The sequence below is a fragment of the Amycolatopsis sp. GA6-003 genome (genome assembly GCF_046267895.1).
In the GTDB taxonomy this organism is placed as follows: domain Bacteria; phylum Actinomycetota; class Actinomycetes; order Mycobacteriales; family Pseudonocardiaceae; genus Amycolatopsis.
Genome location: NZ_CP176499.1, coordinates 3,830,690 through 3,847,222, shown reverse-complemented (window position 1 = coordinate 3,847,222; position 16,533 = coordinate 3,830,690). Strand labels below are relative to the sequence as shown.

Annotated in this window: 16 protein-coding genes; 9 read left to right on the top strand and 7 right to left on the bottom strand. The window is 69.5% G+C overall.

The window, feature by feature from the left end; genetic code table 11:
* Positions 1–46 precede the first annotated feature (46 nt).
* Both F9C12_RS16810 and F9C12_RS16805 read right to left on the bottom strand, forming a co-directional pair.
* Entirely contained in the window at positions 47–2,308 is a 2,262-nt protein-coding gene (locus F9C12_RS16810) for a hypothetical protein (RefSeq protein ID WP_409466517.1), read from the bottom strand.
* A 197-nt stretch (positions 2,309–2,505) separates the two neighbouring features.
* Positions 2,506–5,565, bottom strand: coding sequence for a BTAD domain-containing putative transcriptional regulator (locus tag F9C12_RS16805; RefSeq protein ID WP_409466516.1), 3,060 nt, complete (start codon positions 5,563–5,565; stop codon positions 2,506–2,508).
* 110 nt (positions 5,566–5,675) lie between these two features.
* Between F9C12_RS16805 and F9C12_RS16800 the strand changes: the two genes are divergently transcribed.
* The 4 genes from F9C12_RS16800 (at position 5,676) to F9C12_RS16785 (ending at position 8,335) form a co-directional block, all read left to right on the top strand.
* On the top strand, positions 5,676–6,311 hold the full coding sequence (locus F9C12_RS16800; protein WP_409182909.1) for a TetR/AcrR family transcriptional regulator: 636 nt from the start codon (positions 5,676–5,678) through the stop codon (positions 6,309–6,311).
* A gap of 1 nt (position 6,312) precedes the next feature.
* Positions 6,313–6,609, top strand: a complete 297-nt coding sequence (locus tag F9C12_RS16795) for a DUF6204 family protein (protein ID WP_409466515.1) — start codon at positions 6,313–6,315, stop codon at positions 6,607–6,609.
* Between the two features lie 176 nt (positions 6,610–6,785).
* On the top strand, positions 6,786–7,349 hold the full coding sequence (locus F9C12_RS16790; protein WP_409466514.1) for a hypothetical protein: 564 nt from the start codon (positions 6,786–6,788) through the stop codon (positions 7,347–7,349).
* The gene (locus F9C12_RS16785; RefSeq protein ID WP_409466513.1) at positions 7,346–8,335 is read left to right on the top strand and encodes a hypothetical protein; all 990 of its coding nucleotides are present in this window, start codon (positions 7,346–7,348) and stop codon (positions 8,333–8,335) included. The genes F9C12_RS16790 and F9C12_RS16785 overlap by 4 nt, the downstream gene beginning before the upstream one ends.
* On the opposite strand, the gene F9C12_RS16780 is transcribed toward F9C12_RS16785, so the two are convergent.
* Complete coding sequence (locus F9C12_RS16780; protein ID WP_409466512.1) at positions 8,332–8,847, bottom strand: arsinothricin resistance N-acetyltransferase ArsN1 family B; 516 nt, start codon at positions 8,845–8,847, stop codon at positions 8,332–8,334. The genes F9C12_RS16785 and F9C12_RS16780 overlap by 4 nt on opposite strands.
* Before the next feature lie 42 nt (positions 8,848–8,889).
* Here F9C12_RS16780 and F9C12_RS16775 point away from each other — a divergent pair, with 42 nt between their 5' ends.
* The gene (locus F9C12_RS16775; protein ID WP_409466511.1) at positions 8,890–9,447 is read left to right on the top strand and encodes a helix-turn-helix domain-containing protein; all 558 of its coding nucleotides are present in this window, start codon (positions 8,890–8,892) and stop codon (positions 9,445–9,447) included.
* 85 nt (positions 9,448–9,532) lie between these two features.
* Positions 9,533–10,933 carry an MFS transporter gene (locus F9C12_RS16770; RefSeq protein WP_409466510.1) on the top strand — a complete coding sequence of 467 codons (1,401 nt, stop codon included), beginning with the start codon at positions 9,533–9,535 and terminating at the stop codon, positions 10,931–10,933.
* Here the strand turns inward: F9C12_RS16770 and F9C12_RS16765 are convergent.
* On the bottom strand, positions 10,824–12,413 hold the full coding sequence (locus F9C12_RS16765; protein ID WP_409466509.1) for a DNA polymerase ligase N-terminal domain-containing protein: 1,590 nt from the start codon (positions 12,411–12,413) through the stop codon (positions 10,824–10,826). The genes F9C12_RS16770 and F9C12_RS16765 overlap by 110 nt on opposite strands.
* Positions 12,414–12,428: 15 nt before the next feature.
* Complete coding sequence (locus tag F9C12_RS16760) at positions 12,429–12,905, bottom strand: MarR family winged helix-turn-helix transcriptional regulator (protein WP_409182901.1); 477 nt, start codon at positions 12,903–12,905, stop codon at positions 12,429–12,431.
* Positions 12,906–12,989: 84 nt separating this feature from the next.
* Between F9C12_RS16760 and F9C12_RS16755 the strand changes: the two genes are divergently transcribed.
* Positions 12,990–13,625 (top strand): FMN-dependent NADH-azoreductase, encoded by a 636-nt coding sequence (locus tag F9C12_RS16755; RefSeq protein ID WP_409467022.1) that lies wholly within the window; start codon positions 12,990–12,992, stop codon positions 13,623–13,625.
* A gap of 293 nt (positions 13,626–13,918) precedes the next feature.
* Here the strand turns inward: F9C12_RS16755 and F9C12_RS16750 are convergent, their stop codons facing one another.
* The gene (locus tag F9C12_RS16750; protein WP_409182900.1) at positions 13,919–14,452 is read right to left on the bottom strand and encodes a GNAT family N-acetyltransferase; all 534 of its coding nucleotides are present in this window, start codon (positions 14,450–14,452) and stop codon (positions 13,919–13,921) included.
* 109 nt (positions 14,453–14,561) lie between these two features.
* Between F9C12_RS16750 and F9C12_RS16745 the strand changes: the two genes are divergently transcribed.
* Positions 14,562–14,918, top strand: coding sequence for an ArsC/Spx/MgsR family protein (locus F9C12_RS16745; protein ID WP_409466508.1), 357 nt, complete (start codon positions 14,562–14,564; stop codon positions 14,916–14,918).
* Here F9C12_RS16745 and F9C12_RS16740 read toward each other — a convergent pair.
* Positions 14,911–15,675, bottom strand: a complete 765-nt coding sequence (locus F9C12_RS16740; protein WP_409466507.1) for a sulfite exporter TauE/SafE family protein — start codon at positions 15,673–15,675, stop codon at positions 14,911–14,913. The two genes, F9C12_RS16745 and F9C12_RS16740, sit on opposite strands and share 8 nt — an antisense overlap.
* Before the next feature lie 86 nt (positions 15,676–15,761).
* On the opposite strand from F9C12_RS16740, the gene F9C12_RS16735 reads away from it, so the two are divergent.
* On the top strand, positions 15,762–16,526 hold the full coding sequence (locus F9C12_RS16735) for an AraC family transcriptional regulator (protein ID WP_409466506.1): 765 nt from the start codon (positions 15,762–15,764) through the stop codon (positions 16,524–16,526).
* The last annotated feature ends 7 nt before the right edge of the window (positions 16,527–16,533 follow it).

Sequence of the window (16,533 nt, the reverse complement as noted above, 5' to 3'; positions counted from 1 at the left end):
GGCGATAAGTCCAAGAGCTGGTTGTTCCGTGCTCCAGAAGCAGTGGTTATGCCTGGGCGGGCAGCGGCAGGTCGTGTGCCTTGCGAAACTCGTTCAGAGCGGCCCACGCGAGGTGCGGATCCAGTGCGAGATGCCGCCGGGCGACGGCCAGTTCGTGCAGGCCCGGGGTGAGCCGCGGCTTGGTGAGGGTGTCGGTGAACACGTCCAGCACGGTCGCGCAGAAGAGGACGAACGCGCTGCTGTGCAGGCGGAGCCGGTTGACCGCGTCGGCGAGGTCGGGGGTCGCGCCTTCGTGGAGTTCGGCGGCGAGTTCGGCGAGTTCGCCCGCCTCGTGAGTGTCGGGGATGCGGAGCAGCTTCGGCCACAGTTCGGTCAGCTCCGGCGTCTGCGCGAGTCCGCGAGCTTGCGCGGTGAACCCGCTCGCTTTGGCGGTCAGGTCGGCGCGGACCAGGATGCCGGTGACCGTCGACAGCGACGGTTCGTAATGTTCGATCGTCACGTCCACCATGTCGATCGTGGTGCGGCGCAGGTCGCGCGGCAGGCCGCCGGAGAGGCAGTGGCCGAGGTAGCAGAACTGCTCCGGGACGCCGGGCAGCCGCTGCGCGATCCACAGCCTGCTTTCGTCCAGCGTGAACGGCTCCAGGCGCACCACCTCGGAAAACGCGCTGTCGAAGGCGTCGCGCACGGCCAGTCCGCGTTGCTCGAAGCTGAGCACCGCGTCGTCGGACACCGCCACGAAGTACAGGCAGCCGGGCACGCCGAAGATGCCCTTGATGTCGTTCACCAGCTGCTGGGCCTTGTCCTGCTCGCCGATCTTGTCCAGCTCGTCGATCGCGACGACGACCCGGTCGGTGATGCCTTCCTCGCGCAGCGACTCGGCGGTCAGCTGGGCGAACGCGCGGAACTCGTCGACGACTTCCGGATGCGTGAGCTGCTGTTCGGCTCGTTGCGTGGTGCGGGTGCGGCCCAGTTCGCCGCCTGCCGGGACGGCGAGCTTGCCGGACCAGCCGGTGGTATAGGTCAGCAGGTACTGGATCCGGAGCAGCTGGCGTCGTGCTTCGGCTTCGAGGGCGCGTGGTCCGGCGGAGGATTTCCGCCGCAGGAAGAACAGTACTGCGCTGGTTGCCGAGGCGAGAAGTTTCCATCCCCAGCGGAGCGCCAGGACCGCGACCACGCACAGGGCGATCCGGTTGCCCACCGGCTGCTCTGTCCACAGTGGACCCAGCAGGTCGGGGAAGCGCACCTTGGCGATGGTCTGCCACAGCTCGACCGGAAACCGCGTGAAGTTCCCGTTCCACAGCACGCCGCCGATCGCCCAGCCGAGCGCCGCCGACCCGGCGAGGTCGGCCGATCCGCGCCAGAACCGGCGGGCCCACCAGCGCCAGCCGAGTTCCGGCCCCACCGTCTGCCGGATCCGTTCGAGGACCGCCTGGCACAGCAGTTTGTGCAGGTGCAGCACGAAATCGCGGGCGTCGTAGGTGGCCGGGGCGGAGGCGACCACCACCAGTGGCGCCGGGTTTTCGCTGCCGTGCAGCAGACCGCGTTGCATGGAACGGATCGCGGTGGTTTTGCCGGACCCGCGTTGCCCGCCGAGCGCGACCGCGCCGGAACCCGCGCGTTCGAGGACCCGCCGGATCCGTTTCGCCGCCGCGGTCGGCACGATCCGGGTGCTGTCCTCCTCGCCGAGGTCGTATTGCTGCTCGAAAACCAGCGTCGTGCCGAAGTGCAGCCGCCGGTGCGCGGAGATGACGTCGCGGGCCTCGGGAAGCACGATCTCGCGCGCGGCGAACGAACGGCGCGGGCCGAGGCCGAACTGCTCCTCGTGGAACTGCATGGCGTCCGGGTTGATCCACTCGCGCAGCGAGGCGACCTTGCGGACGGCGAGCGCGCCGGTCGCGAAGAGGACGCACGGCATCATCATTCCGGAGAAAATCCGGAAAAACAGCGGAAGCCGGCCCCAGGCGGCGGTCATCAGGCTGAGGTAGGCGAGCCCGAGCAGCATCGCGACGAGCAGCCAGGCCACCTCGCGCGGCGACACCGCCCGGTTGCGCGGACGGAACCCTCGGTCGCCCTCGGCCATGACTTGGTCCTGCAGCGTCCGGATCTTCGCGAGCAGGGTCTCGTTCGCGAACAGCTCTTCGCGGACGACCTCGGTGCGCAGCGATTCGCGGGCGAGCAGGCGGGTGACCTCGGGGGAGCTGAGCGTTTCGTCGATCAGGGAGGCCAGCGCGGCCTGCGCGGTCCACGAGTCGAAATCCTCGAGGTCTTCCTCCTCGATCGAATGCGGGTCGCTCCGCTCGCCGGTCACCGGCGGATGATGCCACAAGAAGTGCTTCGGACAGGGCGGTTTCGGCACCGGTTAGCGGGAAGGGACGCCGAGCAACCGCGGGACGCGGCGTTCGGCGAGCAGGAGGTGGCGGGCGCGGTTCGAGCCGAGCACCTGTGCCAGCGTGTCGAGGCGGTTCCGGCTTACCGGGCGCGAGCGATCGCGTTGCGGTGGATTCGTCAGCCGAGGACGTCGTAAGCGAGGGCGACCGGGTCGTCGACCGTGCCTGACGGCTGGGCTTGGACGGCGGCCACGGCGGCGGTCGCGTCGGGGAGGGCCAGGTGCGGGCCGCCGCGGAGGCGGTCTCCGGCGGCCAGGAGATCGGCGGCGGCGACCGGACGGCCGACGCACAGCGCGTGGTCGGCGATGCCCACGAGGACGATCGACAGATACAGCGCCTCGCCGGCTTCCGCGGCCAAGGCGAGTGCTTCGCGGCGGCGGTCCCGGGCCGCGGCGAGGTCACCGGTTTGGGCGTCCAGGTAAGCGTGCGAATGCTGGAGTATCGCGCGGAACAACGGATGCGGCGAGACCTCGCTCAGCAACGCTTCGGCGCGGTTCAGTTCCAGCCGGGCTTCCGCCAGGTCGCCGCGCCAGCGGGCCAGGTCGGCTTTCGTCTGTGCCAGAAGAGCGAGCGGATCGGGGTACGAGATGCTTCGCGCCTCGCGGTCGGCGGCGGCTATCGCGGACGCGGCGGCTGCCTCGTCACCGAGTTGCCAGAACAGCTGCGCTTGCCGGCCGCGGGCGAAGAGGACTTCTTCGGCCGACCCGAGTTCCGAGACGACTTCGATCGATTCCTCGTAGCACGAAACGGCTTCCTCCAGTTCGCCGCGCCGGCCGACGACCTCGGCGAGGCTGTTCAGCGCCAGTGAGATCCCCCAGCGTTCCCCGCTCAGCCGGAACAGCCGGACGGCCTCGCGGATGTCGGCTTCCTGCGCGGCCGAATCGTGCCGGAGGTTCAGCTGCGTCCGTGCCCGGTGCAGCCGGGCGTGGGCGCGCAGCCACGGGTCCTCGTCGGACAGCAATTCGGCCAACGCGGACTCGCCGGCGCTGGCGTCGGTCTGCGTGAGCACCGGGATAATGCACCGCAGCAGCGAATTCTCGCTGCCGCGGCTGAGTTCGAGCGCTCGGCGGCTCAGCCCGTCGGCAGAGCTTTCGTCGGTCATCCCGACGGTCAGCAGCAACGCGGCCATCGCGTACCCCATCGCGCGCAGTTCGCGGTCGGTCTCTCCGGGCAACGCCAGCGCCGCCTCGATGAGTTCCTGTGCCTCGGTTTTGTGCCCGGTCAGCATCCAGAACCACGCGCACGACGTCGCCAGCCGCAGTGCCGTCGCGGCTTCGCCGGCGGCGATGGCACCGCGTATCGCTGAGATCAGATTGCCGTGCTCGGCGGCGAAGCGCGCCAGCCATTCGATCTGCTCGGCCCGGCGCAGGTACTTGTCGCCGGTTTCGGCGAAGGAGGCGAACCACTCGGCGTGCGCTTGCCGCAGTTCCTCGCGTTCGCCGGCCAGGGTGAGCTGTTCGAGGCCGTACGCCTTGATCGTCTCGAGCATCCGGTAGCGCGGTTCGGCGTCCGCGGAAACCGTCAGCAGCGATTTGTCGACAAGCGCGCTGAGCAGCTCGGACGTCCCGCCGCAGACCGCTTCCGCGGCCGCCGCGGTCGCGCCGCCGGAGAACACCGACAACCGGCGCAGCAGCTGCCGTTCGCCCGGTTCCAGCAGGTCCCAGCTCCAGTCGACCACCGCGCGCAGCGTCCGGTGCCGCGGCAGCGCGGTCCGGCTGCCCGCGGTGAGCAGGCGGAACCGGTCGTCGAGCCGGGCCGCGAGCTGCGAGATGCTCAGCGACCGCAGCCGGGCGGCGGCCAGCTCCACCGCCAGCGGCATTCCGTCGAGCGCCCGGCAAATCCGCACCACATCGTCCACAGTGGACTCATCGACGGCGAATCCTGGCCGCACCGCGGCGGCTCGGTCGGCCAGCAGGCGTACCGAAGCACACGACCTCGCTTCGACCGCTGTCGCGCCTTCCGCGGGCAGAGTCAGCGGTTCCACCGGCCAGAGCGCTTCCCCGGTCACCGCCAAGGGTTCCCGGCTGGTCGCGAGAATGCGCAGCCGCGGACATTCGCCGAGCAGGTATTCGGCCAGTTCCGCGGCGGCCTCGATGACGTGCTCGCAATTGTCGAGCACCAGCACCGCGTCCCGGTCCCGCAGCGCCCTCGCCGCCCGCTCGCGCGGACTGCTGTTGGCGAGCGATCCGCGGTACCTCTGCTCGCGCTGGCGCAGCGCGTCGAGCACGGCCTGCGGGACGTCCGCGCCGCTCGTGACCGGGGCCAGTTCGGCGAACCACACGCCGCTGCGTCCGGTCAGCAGCTGCCGTCCGGTTTCCGTGGCCAGCCGCGTCTTCCCGGCCCCGCCGGGCCCGGTCAACGTGGTGAGCCGGTACTCGCCGACGAGCTTGGCCACGCGGGCGACCTCGGAGTTCCGGCCGACGAAACTGGTCAGCCCGGCCCGCAGGTTCGTGCGCGCGATGTCCTCGTTCGCCACGGTTTCGCGAAGGATTTTGGTGTGCGCGGCGGACAATTCGGGAGCCGGATCGGTGCCGAGTTCGTCCGCCAGCGCCCTCCGGATCCGCGCGAACACCTGCAAGGCTTCAGCCGGTCGGCCGGCGGCTTGCAGGGACCGCATCAGCGCCGCGGCCAGCCGTTCGCGCAACGGGTTCTCGGCCAGCAGTCTCGACAGCTCTTCCACGAGATCCGCGCCGTGGCCCAGCCGGAGCACGGCTTCGGCGTACTCCTCAGTGGCGGACAGCCGCAGCTCGTTCAGCCGCACGATGTGGCCTTGGAAGAACTGTGCGTCCGAGACATCGCCGAGCGCCGGGCCGCGCCACAGGTTGAGTGCCTCGCGCAGCAGCACGACGCGCTTCTCGTCAGGCAGGGTTCGCGCAGTGGCGACCAGTTCCTCGAACCGGGTCGCGTCCACGGTCGCCTCGGGCAGCCGGTAGCCGGACGGCGTGGAGTCGAGCCGGGTGCCGATCCGGCGAAGCCGCGAGACGAGCGCCTGCAGCGCGTTGGCGGTGGCCGGCGGACGCGTCCCCCAGACGGCGTCGACCAGCCGCCCGGCCGGGACGATCCGGCCGGGCTCCAGCGCGAGGGCGCTCAGCAGCGTCCGCAACCGGGCGCCGGCGATCTCGACTGCGGCACCGTCGTCGTTCCGGACCTCCAGCGGGCCCAGCAAACCGATCCGCACCTGGTCGATGATGCCGCTTCGGCCGCTGTCCCGTCCTCCGGGATCTCCCGGAGATCCGGCGGCAAAAAAATGGAGTCGACACTAAGTTTGCAGTCTGCTTCACTTTCCGGGTGGGACTTCGGGAGCGGAAGAAGCAGGAGACGACGCGGCGCATCGCGGAAACCGCGCTGCGGATGTTCGTCGAGCGCGGATTCGACGCGGTGACGATCGCGGAGGTGGCCGAGGCCGCCGACGTCGCGGTCAACACGGTCTACAACTACTTCCGCGTCAAGGAGGACCTGGTGCTGCCGCCGTCCGAAGCCTCGGCCGGGCGGCTGGCCGAGATCGTGCGGGCGCGGGAGCCGGGGGTCTCCGCGGCTCGCGCGGTGCTGGACCGCCTGCGCGGCGAGATCCGGCAACGCTCGCGGACGATCGGGCTCAGCCCGGGGTTCGGCCGGGTGCTGCCGATGATGCTGGCCGCGCCCACGCTCGCGGCCCGGCTGCGAGACCTCGGCGAGCAGATGGTCGCCGAACTTGCCGACCTGCTGACCGCGGAAACCGGTGCGGCGCCAGGGGATCCGGTGCCGGGGCTGGTCGCCGCGCAGATCGGATGGGTGCACAGCCTGCTGTACGGCGAGATCGGCAAACGCACCGTCGCCGGCGAGCGGCCGGACGACATCGCGGAGGCCGCACTGACGCTCCTCGACGCGGTGGAAGGCCTGCTCAGCGAACAAGTACTGACTTATGCGACCCGGAAGGACACCTGACATGGACGCGTTCCGCGTCATCATCCGCGGCAAATTCGACCCTCTCGACGCGCAGGCCCGTGCCTCGCTGGCGGCCAAGGCCGACGTCGCCTTCACCGAGGAAGGCACCTTCACGCACGACGTCAACGCGACGGCGTTCACCTTCCGCTGCCAGGTCCCGGCCGGGCCGGACGACGACGAACGCGCGGCGAAGGACGGCGCGCTCGCCGCGTTGGAGGAGCATGGCCTGCCGTGCCGGGATCTGAACTACGCGGTGACCGACTTGCGTGCGATCAAGATTCGGCGCAAGAACCGGTAGTGACGTCCGCCGGTGCGGTCGCCGCGCGCCAGCAGTCGTGGAAGGTGGGCTACCTCGGCGCCGGCGCGAGACGGATGACGCCCCGGCTGGGCAAGGACCTGCTGCGCCTCTGACCGGATCCGCCTGAAGTCGCGTCGTTCCCGGGGTTCGGCGTGCTTCGTACCTACAGTGGCCAGGTGACTACGCCTGCCGAGGACCAGCGCGACCACGTGATGGCGCGCGCGTCCGCGCTCCGCCGCGAGCTTCGTGCGGGTCTGGCGCAGCTGCCGGGCCAGGCGGACGACGAACGCACGCAGACGCTCGACGCCTTGGTCGAGCGGGCGGAGGCGCTGCTGCGCACCGAGAAGGAAGTCGACGTCGCGGTCGAGCAGGTGCGGCTCGCCCGGTTGGAGGCGAAGCGCGGGAGGGTGCAGCGGACGACGCTGTACCTGGCGGTCGCGCCGGTCGCGGTCGGGATGGTGAGCGGGGCGATGATGCTGTTCGGCGCGCTCAACGTGATCTGGCTGCTGCTCGCGTTGCCGCTGCTGGGCGCGGGACTGCGGATCGCGTTCGGGCCGCTCGGGCCGACGCCGTTGATGGTCAACCGGCGGCAGCGCGCTGCGTACAGCGGTGCGCTGGCCGCGATCTTCACCACGGTCGCGCTCATCGGGGCCGGGCCGAGCGCGCAGTCGATCGTGGTCATCCTGGCCGCGCTCGCCACGATGGCGACCGTGGCGTTCCTGGTGCAGGAGGCGCGGTGACCTACTCCGAGTACTACCGCGACACCGAGTACTACCCGGCCGAGGAGGGCCCGGAGACCGATCCGGAACTCCTTGCCCTCACCGACACGGTCGGCGGTATGCAGGAGACCGTCGACGAGCTGGAAAACCGCACCGCTCGCGAGCTGTCCGAACTGCGCGAGACGGTCGAGTCGTTCACCGAAACCCACTCCCGGCACGAAACCCGGCTGGACCACACGGCCCGGCAGCTCGAACGGCTCCGGCAGCGGCTGCTGGTGCTCGAACGCGCGGTGCGGGTGTCGGAAAAAGTGCCGGTGGTCGACCTGGATGACGTCGGCCCGCAGTTGCGGCAGCTCGCCGCGGAGGCGGAACGGCGGCACAGCCTCGCCGCGCAGCTGCTCACGCCGAGTCAGCGCCGACCGTACGAAGAGGACGTCGCGCGGTTGCCGCAGGCACGGGAAGCGTTGGCGCAGAGCGAAGAAGCGCTCATCGCGGTGCTGGAAGTGCTGGCGAAAGCCGAACGCGGCACGCCGGAACGGGACGACGCGGAGTCGCGCCTGCCCGAAGTGGTCGCTCGACGGCGGGGTGTGCTGGATCGGCAGCTGCCCGCCGCACTGCAGGATGCCGAAGCAGCGCACCAGGTTCTGGCAGCGGACGAGGTGACGCGGACCCGGGTGCTGCCGCAGATCGAGAAGTGCGAGCGGGACTGGGAGGAGCTGCATTCCCGGCTGCGCGAACGAATCACCGAGGCGATCGGGTCGAGCGCGTTGCTGCCGGTGTGGTTCACGCACGCGTTCGGGGTCGCGCCGCCTTCCGGTGCGGCGGGGGACAAGTGGATCCGCGCGGCGACGTCCGCGCTGGCCTACCGGGTGACGCACGGCGTGGTCGATCCCGCGCTGCCGCTGGGGGAGCCGCCGCCGTCGGACACCGACTGGACGGAACCGAAGTGGTCCTGGCGCGCCCGGCTGGAACACGACATCGAAGAACTGGACCTCGGGGTGGATTAACGCGGTTCGTCTGGCGCGGTGCCTGGCCCGAGTTCTCGTTGCATCCAGGTGACGTCGCGCCAGGTGCCGTGTTTCCAGCCGATCCTGCGGTAAGTGCCGATGAGTTCGAAGCCCATTGCCTCGTGCAGTCCGACGCTCGGCTCGTTCGGCTGCGTCATTCCGGCCACCGCCATCCGGAAGCCGCGTTCGGCGAGGCGAGCGAAAAGGGCTTCGTACAAGGCTTTTCCGCCGCCCGCGCGTCGACGGTCTTGGGCGAGGTACACGCTCACCTCGCACGACCAGCGGTAAGCCGCGCGCTCCTTGTGCGGGCTGCCGTACGCGTATCCGACCACTGAGCCGTCCATTTCCAGTACCAGCCACGCGTGCGACTTCGTCGCCTTCGCGATCCGCGCGGCCATTTCCGTCGGCGTCGGTGGTTCGGTCTCGAAGCTGATCGCGGTGTCCCGGACGTACGGCGCGTAGATCGCCGCGCACGCCTCGGCGTCCCGTTCTTCGGCAGGTCGGATCAACATGTGCACGATAGTAGACACGATCCGCTGCTATAGTCGACCACTGTGACCGATCCCCTCTCCGCTTCGCTCGCCGCGGCGGTGCGTGAAGCCCGGCAGGACCGCGGGTTGTCCGCGGGTGTGCTTGCCGAACGTTCCGGCGTTTCCCGTGCCATGATCGGCAAAATCGAGCGCGGCGAAGCGCAGCCGACTGCCGTCCTGCTGAGCCGGCTCGCCACCGCGCTCGGGCTCACGCTGTCCGAACTCATCGCCCGTGCGGAGGGCGACGATCGCCGCCTCGTCCGCCGCGAGGATCAGCCGACCTGGCAGGACCCGGTCACCGGCTACCTGCGCCGCGCGGTCTCGCCGCCTGGTCACGGAGCTGCCGAGCTGGTGGAAATCGACCTCCCGCCGGGCGCGAAAGCCGGATTTCCGGCCAGTTCCTACGCCTTCGCCGACCATCAGATCTGGGTGCTGTCCGGCCGATTGCGTTTCCACGAAGGCGAAGTCGTGCACGAACTCGCCGAAGGCGACTGCCTGCAGCTGGGCCGCCCGGTCGACTGCGCGTATGAGAACCCGGGCGCGAAGCCGTGCCGTTATCTGGTGGTGCTCACCAAATTGTGACGCAGTTCACGCCTGATTTGTCTGATTACCGGGGCCTCCCGCCCGGACATGATGCGACCGCAAACGCATCCGGGAGGAGAAGCGAATGGGTTCGTGGCGCGAATTGGGAGCGCATTTCAGCACCGCGGTCGTGCTGGCCGGTGGAGTGCTGGTCGGCGCGGTCAACATCTATGTGGCAGCAAGCCTTTTGCCGACCGCGGTCGCCGACATCGGCGGGGAGCGGCTTTACGCGTGGAACATGACGGCGTTCCTCGTCGCGCAGGTCGTCGCGACGATGTTCGTCAGCCGGGCGCTCGCCCGACTCGGCAACGCGGCGGCGTACTACCTGGGGTTCGGCGTTTTCGCGGCGGGCTCGGTGGTGTGCGCGGTGAGCCCGGCGATGCCGGTGCTGCTGGCCGGTCGGGGAGTGCAGGGATTGGGCGCCGGATTGCTGACCGGACTCGGGTTCGCGGTGATTCATTCGGCACTCCCGCAGCATTTGTGGGCACGGGGGAGCGCGTTGATTTCCGCGATGTTCGGGGTCGGCAACCTCGTCGGCCCGGCGCTCGGCGGGTTGTTCGCGCAATTCGGTTCGTGGCGGGCGGCGTTCGTTGTGCTGGCGGTCGCGGCGGTCGTCATCGCGGCGCTGGTACCGCGGGCGCTTCCGCGCAGCGAGCGAAGCGGCGCGGCGGCACCGGTGCCGACCTTCGCGCTGGTGGCCGTCGTAGCCGCGGTCGGGGCGGTGAGCATTGCCGGCATCTTGACCAACGTCGTCGGGATGGCCGCGTTCATCGTGCTCGGATTCGGTTTCGTCGCAGCGTTTCTGCTCGTCGAGAAGCGCGCCGCGGCCCGAGTGCTGCCCGCGGAGACCTACGAGTCCGGCTCGCCGCTGCGGTGGATCTACCTCACCATCATGTGCCTCGCCGCCGGAGTCTCGGTCGAGTCGTTCCTGCCGCTGTTCGGTCAGCACCTCGGCGGATTGCCGCCCGCCGCAGCGGGTTTCTTCTCCGCCGCGCTGTCCTTCGGCTGGTCCGCCGGGCAGATCGTCAGCTCCTCGGCCCGCCGCGTCCGGCTGCTCTGCCTGGCCGGACCGACGCTGCTGGCCGCCGCCTTCGTCGTACTTGCCTTGCTGCAGAAGGAAAACGCGTCGGTGCTGGCGTGGCTGGTCGTCCTTCTCGCCGGGGGCGCCGGGATCGGCATCGCCATGCCGCACCTGTCGGTCGCCGCGATGGCCAGCGGTCAGCAAGCAGCGGCCGCGATCGCGACCGTGCTCACGATGGCGACCGCGTTCGGCGCCTCGATCGCCGGTCTGCTGGTGAACTTGGGCGCGCCGTCGATGGTGACGTCCGCGCGCTTTCTGCTGACCGGGTTCGCCGTCGTGGCCGCGGCGGGGATTCTCACGACAGCCGCGGCAGGCGTTGGTGCACGTCGAGCAGCTGCGCGAACGGATCTCCCGCCTTCGCCACGCGATCGAGCACCGTCCGGATCGTCCACCGATCCGGAGTGAGGTCGGGGTCGTCGAGTTCGTCCCACTCCAGCGGGACGGACACCGGCGCCCCGGGCTTCGGCCGCACGCTGTAGGGCGCGACGAGGGTTTTGTTCAGCACGTTCTGCGTGTAGTCGAGCCGCGCCAGCCCGCCGCGGCGGTCTTTGTGCCACGCCCAGCTCACCAGGTCCGGCACGATCTTGCCGATCGACTTCGACACGGTTTCCGCCCACGCCCTGGTCTCGGCGTAGGTGTAGCGCGGTTCGACCGGCACCCAGATCTGGATCCCGCGCTGTCCCGTGGTCTTCGGCCGCCCGACGAGCCCGAAGTGGTCGAGCGCGGTGCGGTGCAGCCGGGCGAGCGCGAGGACGTCGTCGAAGGACGTCTCGGAGCCGGGGTCGATGTCGAAGAGCAGCCAGGTCGGATGCTCGACGTCGGATGTGCGCGACGTCCAGGCGTGCAGTTCCAGCGCGGCGAAATTGGCCAGCCAGGCCAGATCCGCGACCCCCGACGGCACGAGATACTGCTGCACGTCGCCGGGGTCGGCTGCCTCGTAATGCCAGCGGCGCAGCCACTCCGGCGCGTGGTCGGGGACCTCTTTGTGCCAGAACCCGGGCTTCTCGATGCCGCCGGGGAACCGATGGGTGTTGAGCGCGCGGCCGGCGAGGTAGGGGAGCATCGTCGGCGCGATGCGGGTGTAGTACTCGATCAGCTCGCGTTTGGTGATCGGCGCTTCGCCCTCGCGGCCCGGGATCAAGATCTTGTCGAGATTGGTCACCTTCAGCTGCTGCCCGGCGACCGTCCACGTGCCCTGTTTGCCCAGCTCGCCCAGCGCTTCGAGGTCTTCTTCGGACGCCGGTTCGAACACCGCGTGCAGCGGGACCTCGGCCTCGGTCGCCGGCAGATCGCTGCGCCACAACGCGGGCGGAGCGGCCGCGATCTCGTCGTTGGTGAGCCCGCTTTTCACCGACTTCGGATAGTCCTCGGCGTCCCAGCCCGGGGTGGCGTGGTCGTCCTGCTTGTGCAGCAGGAACCACTGCTTGCCGTCGTCGTCCTTCTTGGGACGGATCAGCACGAAGCGCCCGGCCAGCTTCTCGCCGTACAGGTCGAAGTGCAGGTTCCCGTCCGCGAGGGCCTGCTCGGGATCGTCGGTGTCGACCGGCTCCCAGCGTCCGCGGTCCCACACGATCACGTCGCCGCCGCCGTACTCGCCGCGCGGGATGACGCCCTCGAAATCGGCGTACTCCAGCGGATGGTCCTCGACGTGCACGGCCATCCGCCGCGCCTTCGGATCGAGCGTCGGCCCCTTCGGCACCGCCCAGCTGACCAGCACGCCGCCCAGCTCAAGCCGGAAATCGTAGTGCTTCCGCCGCGCCCGGTGCCGCTGCACGACGAAGCGGTAGCCAGGCTCCTTCGGGGCGTCCGCGCCGGCTGGCTCGTCGGTCTTCGCGAAGTTGCGCATGGCGCGGTACTTCGCCAGCCGCTCGGCGGCGCCGTCCATTCGCTGGCCCTCCCGTCAGCAGGTCGGAGGCTCCTCGGTGCAGGAGCTGCTGTCGACCGTTCCGGAAGCCGCTTGCACCAGCAAGTTGTAGAGCTGCTCGCGCTGGTCCGGATCGAGCGCCGCGAAGACCTCGTCCTCGACGGCCGCGAGCGCCGCCTCGGCCCGGGCCAGCTCCTTGGCGCCCCGTTCGGTCAGCACGACGACGTGCCGCCTGCGGTCCTCCGGCGAACGCCGCCGCTCGATCAGCTGGTCGGCCTCGAGGTCGTTGAGCAGGCCGACGACGTTGGTGCTGTCCATCTCGAGGATCTGCGCGAGCGACTGCTGGGTGCTGGAACCGCGAGTCTGGAGGACGGTCAGCGCGATCAAGTGCCGCGGCCGCAGCCCGAACGGAGCGAGCACACTCTCCGCGCGCAGCCGAATCCGGCGCGCGAAGTGCTCGAGCAACGCACCAGACCTGCGCGGAGCCTGTGCGACGAGCGGCAGCGGAGCCATGTGTCCATTCTACGAGACACCTCGGGTGGCTGCCGTGCTATAAATGGTTTGTCCAACACAAACTATCTATGGATGGTCATCGACATGGCACACCTGCTGCACCTCGACTCCAGCATCAACGGCGACCGCTCGGTGAGCCGCAAACTCAGCGCGAGGGCCGCCCAGGCCTGGCGAACCGCCCACCCCGACGGGACGGTGACCTACCGAGATCTCGGCGCGAACCCGGTGCCGCACCTGGATCCACTGGCCTGGGAAGCCCGAATCACCCCCGCGGCAGAACACACCGAGGCCCATCGAAAAGCCGCCCGAATCGGCGAAGAGCTAGTGGCGGAGGTCCTGGCCGCGGACACGGTGGTGCTGGGCCTGCCGCTCTACAACTACGGCGCCCCCAGCTCGGTGAAAGCCTGGGTGGACCGCCTGATCGCCTCCGCGGGCGACGACCCGTCAGTCCTGGGGAAAGGACGAGAACTCCTGGTGCTGGCAAGCCGAGGCGGAGGCTACGGCGAAGGCACCCCCCGCCACGGCTGGGACCACGCAGAAGGCTGGCTCCCGCACGGCCTTTCCCTGACCGGCTTGGAACCGCGGTTCATTACGGCGGAATTCACCATGGCAGAAGTAAACCCGAGCCTGGCCGAATTCCGCCCGCACGCCGCGGAAAGCCTAGCCGCCGCAGAACGGGAAATCGACGAACTCTGGACCCCCGCAGCCGCCACCCCTTGACTAACAGGAGACGGCAAACGTCCCGTGAGGGGAACCCTCGCGACCCCTAATCCCCCCAGGGTCCCCCTCACGGCCCAAAAACAGGCACCGCTGCACCCAAACAGCGAGGCACCCACACCTCCCCCCGCCCCCGATACGAAGCCTCCCTGCGGTTCGGGGGTGCTTGTCAAGGCATCTTTCCCGCCTTGACAAGCACCCCCGAACCGTCAGCACAATCAAGCTTCGGGGGCCCCACGCAACCACTCACCGGCAATGTCGCCGCCAGGCGACGAGCCGTCAAAACGGAGAGAAACTCAAACAACATCCCCCCGCCGAACCCGATAAACCTGCAACCTCAAATCGTAATACTTAGTAGTCTCCCCAACCCACTGCATCCCAATCCGCTCCGCAGTAGCAATAGCCCGCGAATTACTCGGCCGAGCAACCGCGAACAACTCATCGGTCCCGTCCTGCGAAAACGCCCACTCCACCAACGCCCGCGCGGCCTCGGTCGCGTACCCGTGCCCCCACTCCTCGGGCCGCAACTGCCAGCTCAGCTCCAAATCCTCCCGGTAAGGAGGCAGCAACCGAATCCCCAGCCCGCCGACCACCCGCCCGTCGGAACGACGCTCGACCGCCCACTTCCCCCGAGGCGGAATCAAATTGGGCTGCGCCTCCACCCAGGCCTGCAGCACCGAGCGCATCGCGGCGGCGTCCGCGACCCGGTCCATCGCGGGAGTCAGCCAATGCGTCACATCGGCGGAACCGTAAATCTGAAACGCGGCTTCGGCGTCGTCGACCGTCCAGTCCCGGATCACGAGACGGTCGGTGGTCAGAGGCAGGGTCATGTACGAACGGTACGCCCGTTCCACCCGGTCCGGGCAGGTGATGCAGGACGCAGCGAAGGCTCTTGTCCGCCAAGGACTCCGCGCGGTACGGGGAGGGTAAACTGCGCGGGTGGAGATCTGGGTGAACCCGCGTTGTTCCAAGTGCCGCTCGGCGGTGTCGCTGCTCGACGAGGCCGGTGCGGAGTACACCGTGCGCCGCTATCTGGAGGACCCGCCGACCGAGGCGGAACTCGTCGCGGTGCTCGACCGGCTCGGCCTCGACCCGTGGGACATCACCCGCACCGGCGAGAAAATCGCCGGTGAACTCGAGCTGAAATCCTGGTCCCGGACTCCGGAGGACCGTCCACGGTGGATCGCCGCGCTCGCCGAGCACCCGGAGCTGATCCAGCGTCCGATCATCACCGCGGACGACGGCACCACGGTCGTCGCCCGCGACGAGGAGACCGTCCGGTCCGTCATCAACTGACCGCGACCGCGATCAGCGCCGCCGCCAGCAGCGCCACGTAGGCGACGGCGTGCACCTTGTCCGGCAACCGGTCGGCGACGCGCCGGACGAGCGCGATCGTCGGCAGCGAACCGGCCAGCAGCGCCGCGCCCGCGACGGGATCGAGGTACCCCGACGGTCCGCCGCCCGCCGTCGCGTAGACCGCTGTCGCCACCACCGCGACCGGCACGCTGAGCGGGTTCGCCATCGCGGCCGCGTCCGCCATCGGCAGTCCCTTGCGGCGCAGCAGCGGCACTGTCATGACGCTGCCGCCCACCCCAAGAAAACTCGCCACCGCACCGATTCCGACGCCGCCCGCGGTAGTCGTGAACGTGCTCAACGGTTTGGGTTCTCCCTGCGGCTTAAGGAATCCACCGCGAGCCAGGCTGTCCACAATGGTCACTGCCAGGTAGGCGACGAACAGGACGCGCAACAGTCCGTCGCCCGCGTAGGTCGCGGCCACCGAACCCGCCACGGCGCCGATCGCGACGAACGCGGCGAGCGGCCAGAGGTACTCGCGGCGGAGACGTCCGGCGCGGGCTTGCACGACGGTCGCGCTGACCGCGTTCACCACCATCACCGCGGTGGACGTAGCGACCGCGACATGCATGGCGTCGCCACGGCTGCTGACCGCCGCGACCACCGGCACGGTGACGAAGCCGCCGCCGAAACCGAACAGGACGGTCGTGACGCCGCTGAGGCAGCCGAAGAGCAGGAGAAGCAAGATCGAAGTCCACACTGGCCTCAAGGTAGGTCGTCACCGGTGCGGCGTGCATCCGAAGATTCGCCAGGTTCTTTCGAGAACTGGACACCTACCCTGGACGCATGCGCAACGTTCCGTTGTCCGAGGTTGACGCCCTGCCGCGGGCCGTGCTCGCGATCAGCACGGACTACCCTCCGGACCACTTCCTGCCGCCGCATCGCCACCGCCGCGCGCAGTTTCTCTACGGCGCGACCGGTTCCATGCGCGTAGGAACGGCCGACGGAACCTGGACCGTCCCGACCCGGCGCGCGGTGCTCATCCCGCCGGAGACCGACCACAGCGTCGTGATGATGAACGTGACCACGCGCAGTCTCTATCTGGAACCGTCCGCTGTGCCGTGGTTTCCGCGCCGCTGCCAGACCGTCGACGTTTCGCCGTTGCTGCGGGAACTGCTTCGGGAAGCCGTCGACGTCGCGCCCGAATACCCGCGCCGCGGCCGCGATGCCACGCTGATTTCCCTTCTGCTGCACGAAATCTCCCGCTGTGTGCCGTTGCCGCTTGAACTTCCGTGGCCGCGCCACGAGGGCTTGCGCGCACTCTGTCGGTCCTTTTCGGACTCTCCGGATGTGCACGATCCGCCGTCTCGCTGGGCGGCGGAGTTGCACGTCAGCGAGCGGACGCTGCACCGGCTGTTCCGTGCCGAAACGGGACTGAGCTTCGCCCGCTGGCGCGAGCGGGCCTGTGTGCTGCACGCGCTCCCGCTGCTGGCCGCCGACCTTCCGGTGGCCGAGGTCGCGGTCTCGCTCGGCTACGAAAGCCCCGCCGCCTTCACGACGATGTTCAGCCGCCTGCTCGGTGCCCCGCCCCGGGCGTATCGCGAACAGTGACCGGCAT

What these genes read in the sequence shown, in the direction of transcription:
- F9C12_RS16735 (WP_409466506.1), top strand. Translation starts at nt 15,762, where the DNA reads ATGCGCAACGTTCCGTTGTCCGAGGTTGACGCCCTGCCGCGGGCCGTG.
- F9C12_RS16770 (WP_409466510.1), top strand. Translation starts at nt 9,533, where the DNA reads ATGGGTTCGTGGCGCGAATTGGGAGCGCATTTCAGCACCGCGGTCGTG.
- F9C12_RS16760 (WP_409182901.1), bottom strand. Translation starts at nt 12,905, where the DNA reads ATGGCTCCGCTGCCGCTCGTCGCACAGGCTCCGCGCAGGTCTGGTGCG.
- F9C12_RS16755 (WP_409467022.1), top strand. Translation starts at nt 12,990, where the DNA reads ATGGCACACCTGCTGCACCTCGACTCCAGCATCAACGGCGACCGCTCG.
- F9C12_RS16750 (WP_409182900.1), bottom strand. Translation starts at nt 14,452, where the DNA reads ATGACCCTGCCTCTGACCACCGACCGTCTCGTGATCCGGGACTGGACG.
- F9C12_RS16795 (WP_409466515.1), top strand. Translation starts at nt 6,313, where the DNA reads ATGGACGCGTTCCGCGTCATCATCCGCGGCAAATTCGACCCTCTCGAC.
- F9C12_RS16765 (WP_409466509.1), bottom strand. Translation starts at nt 12,413, where the DNA reads ATGGACGGCGCCGCCGAGCGGCTGGCGAAGTACCGCGCCATGCGCAAC.
- F9C12_RS16780 (WP_409466512.1), bottom strand. Translation starts at nt 8,847, where the DNA reads ATGTTGATCCGACCTGCCGAAGAACGGGACGCCGAGGCGTGCGCGGCG.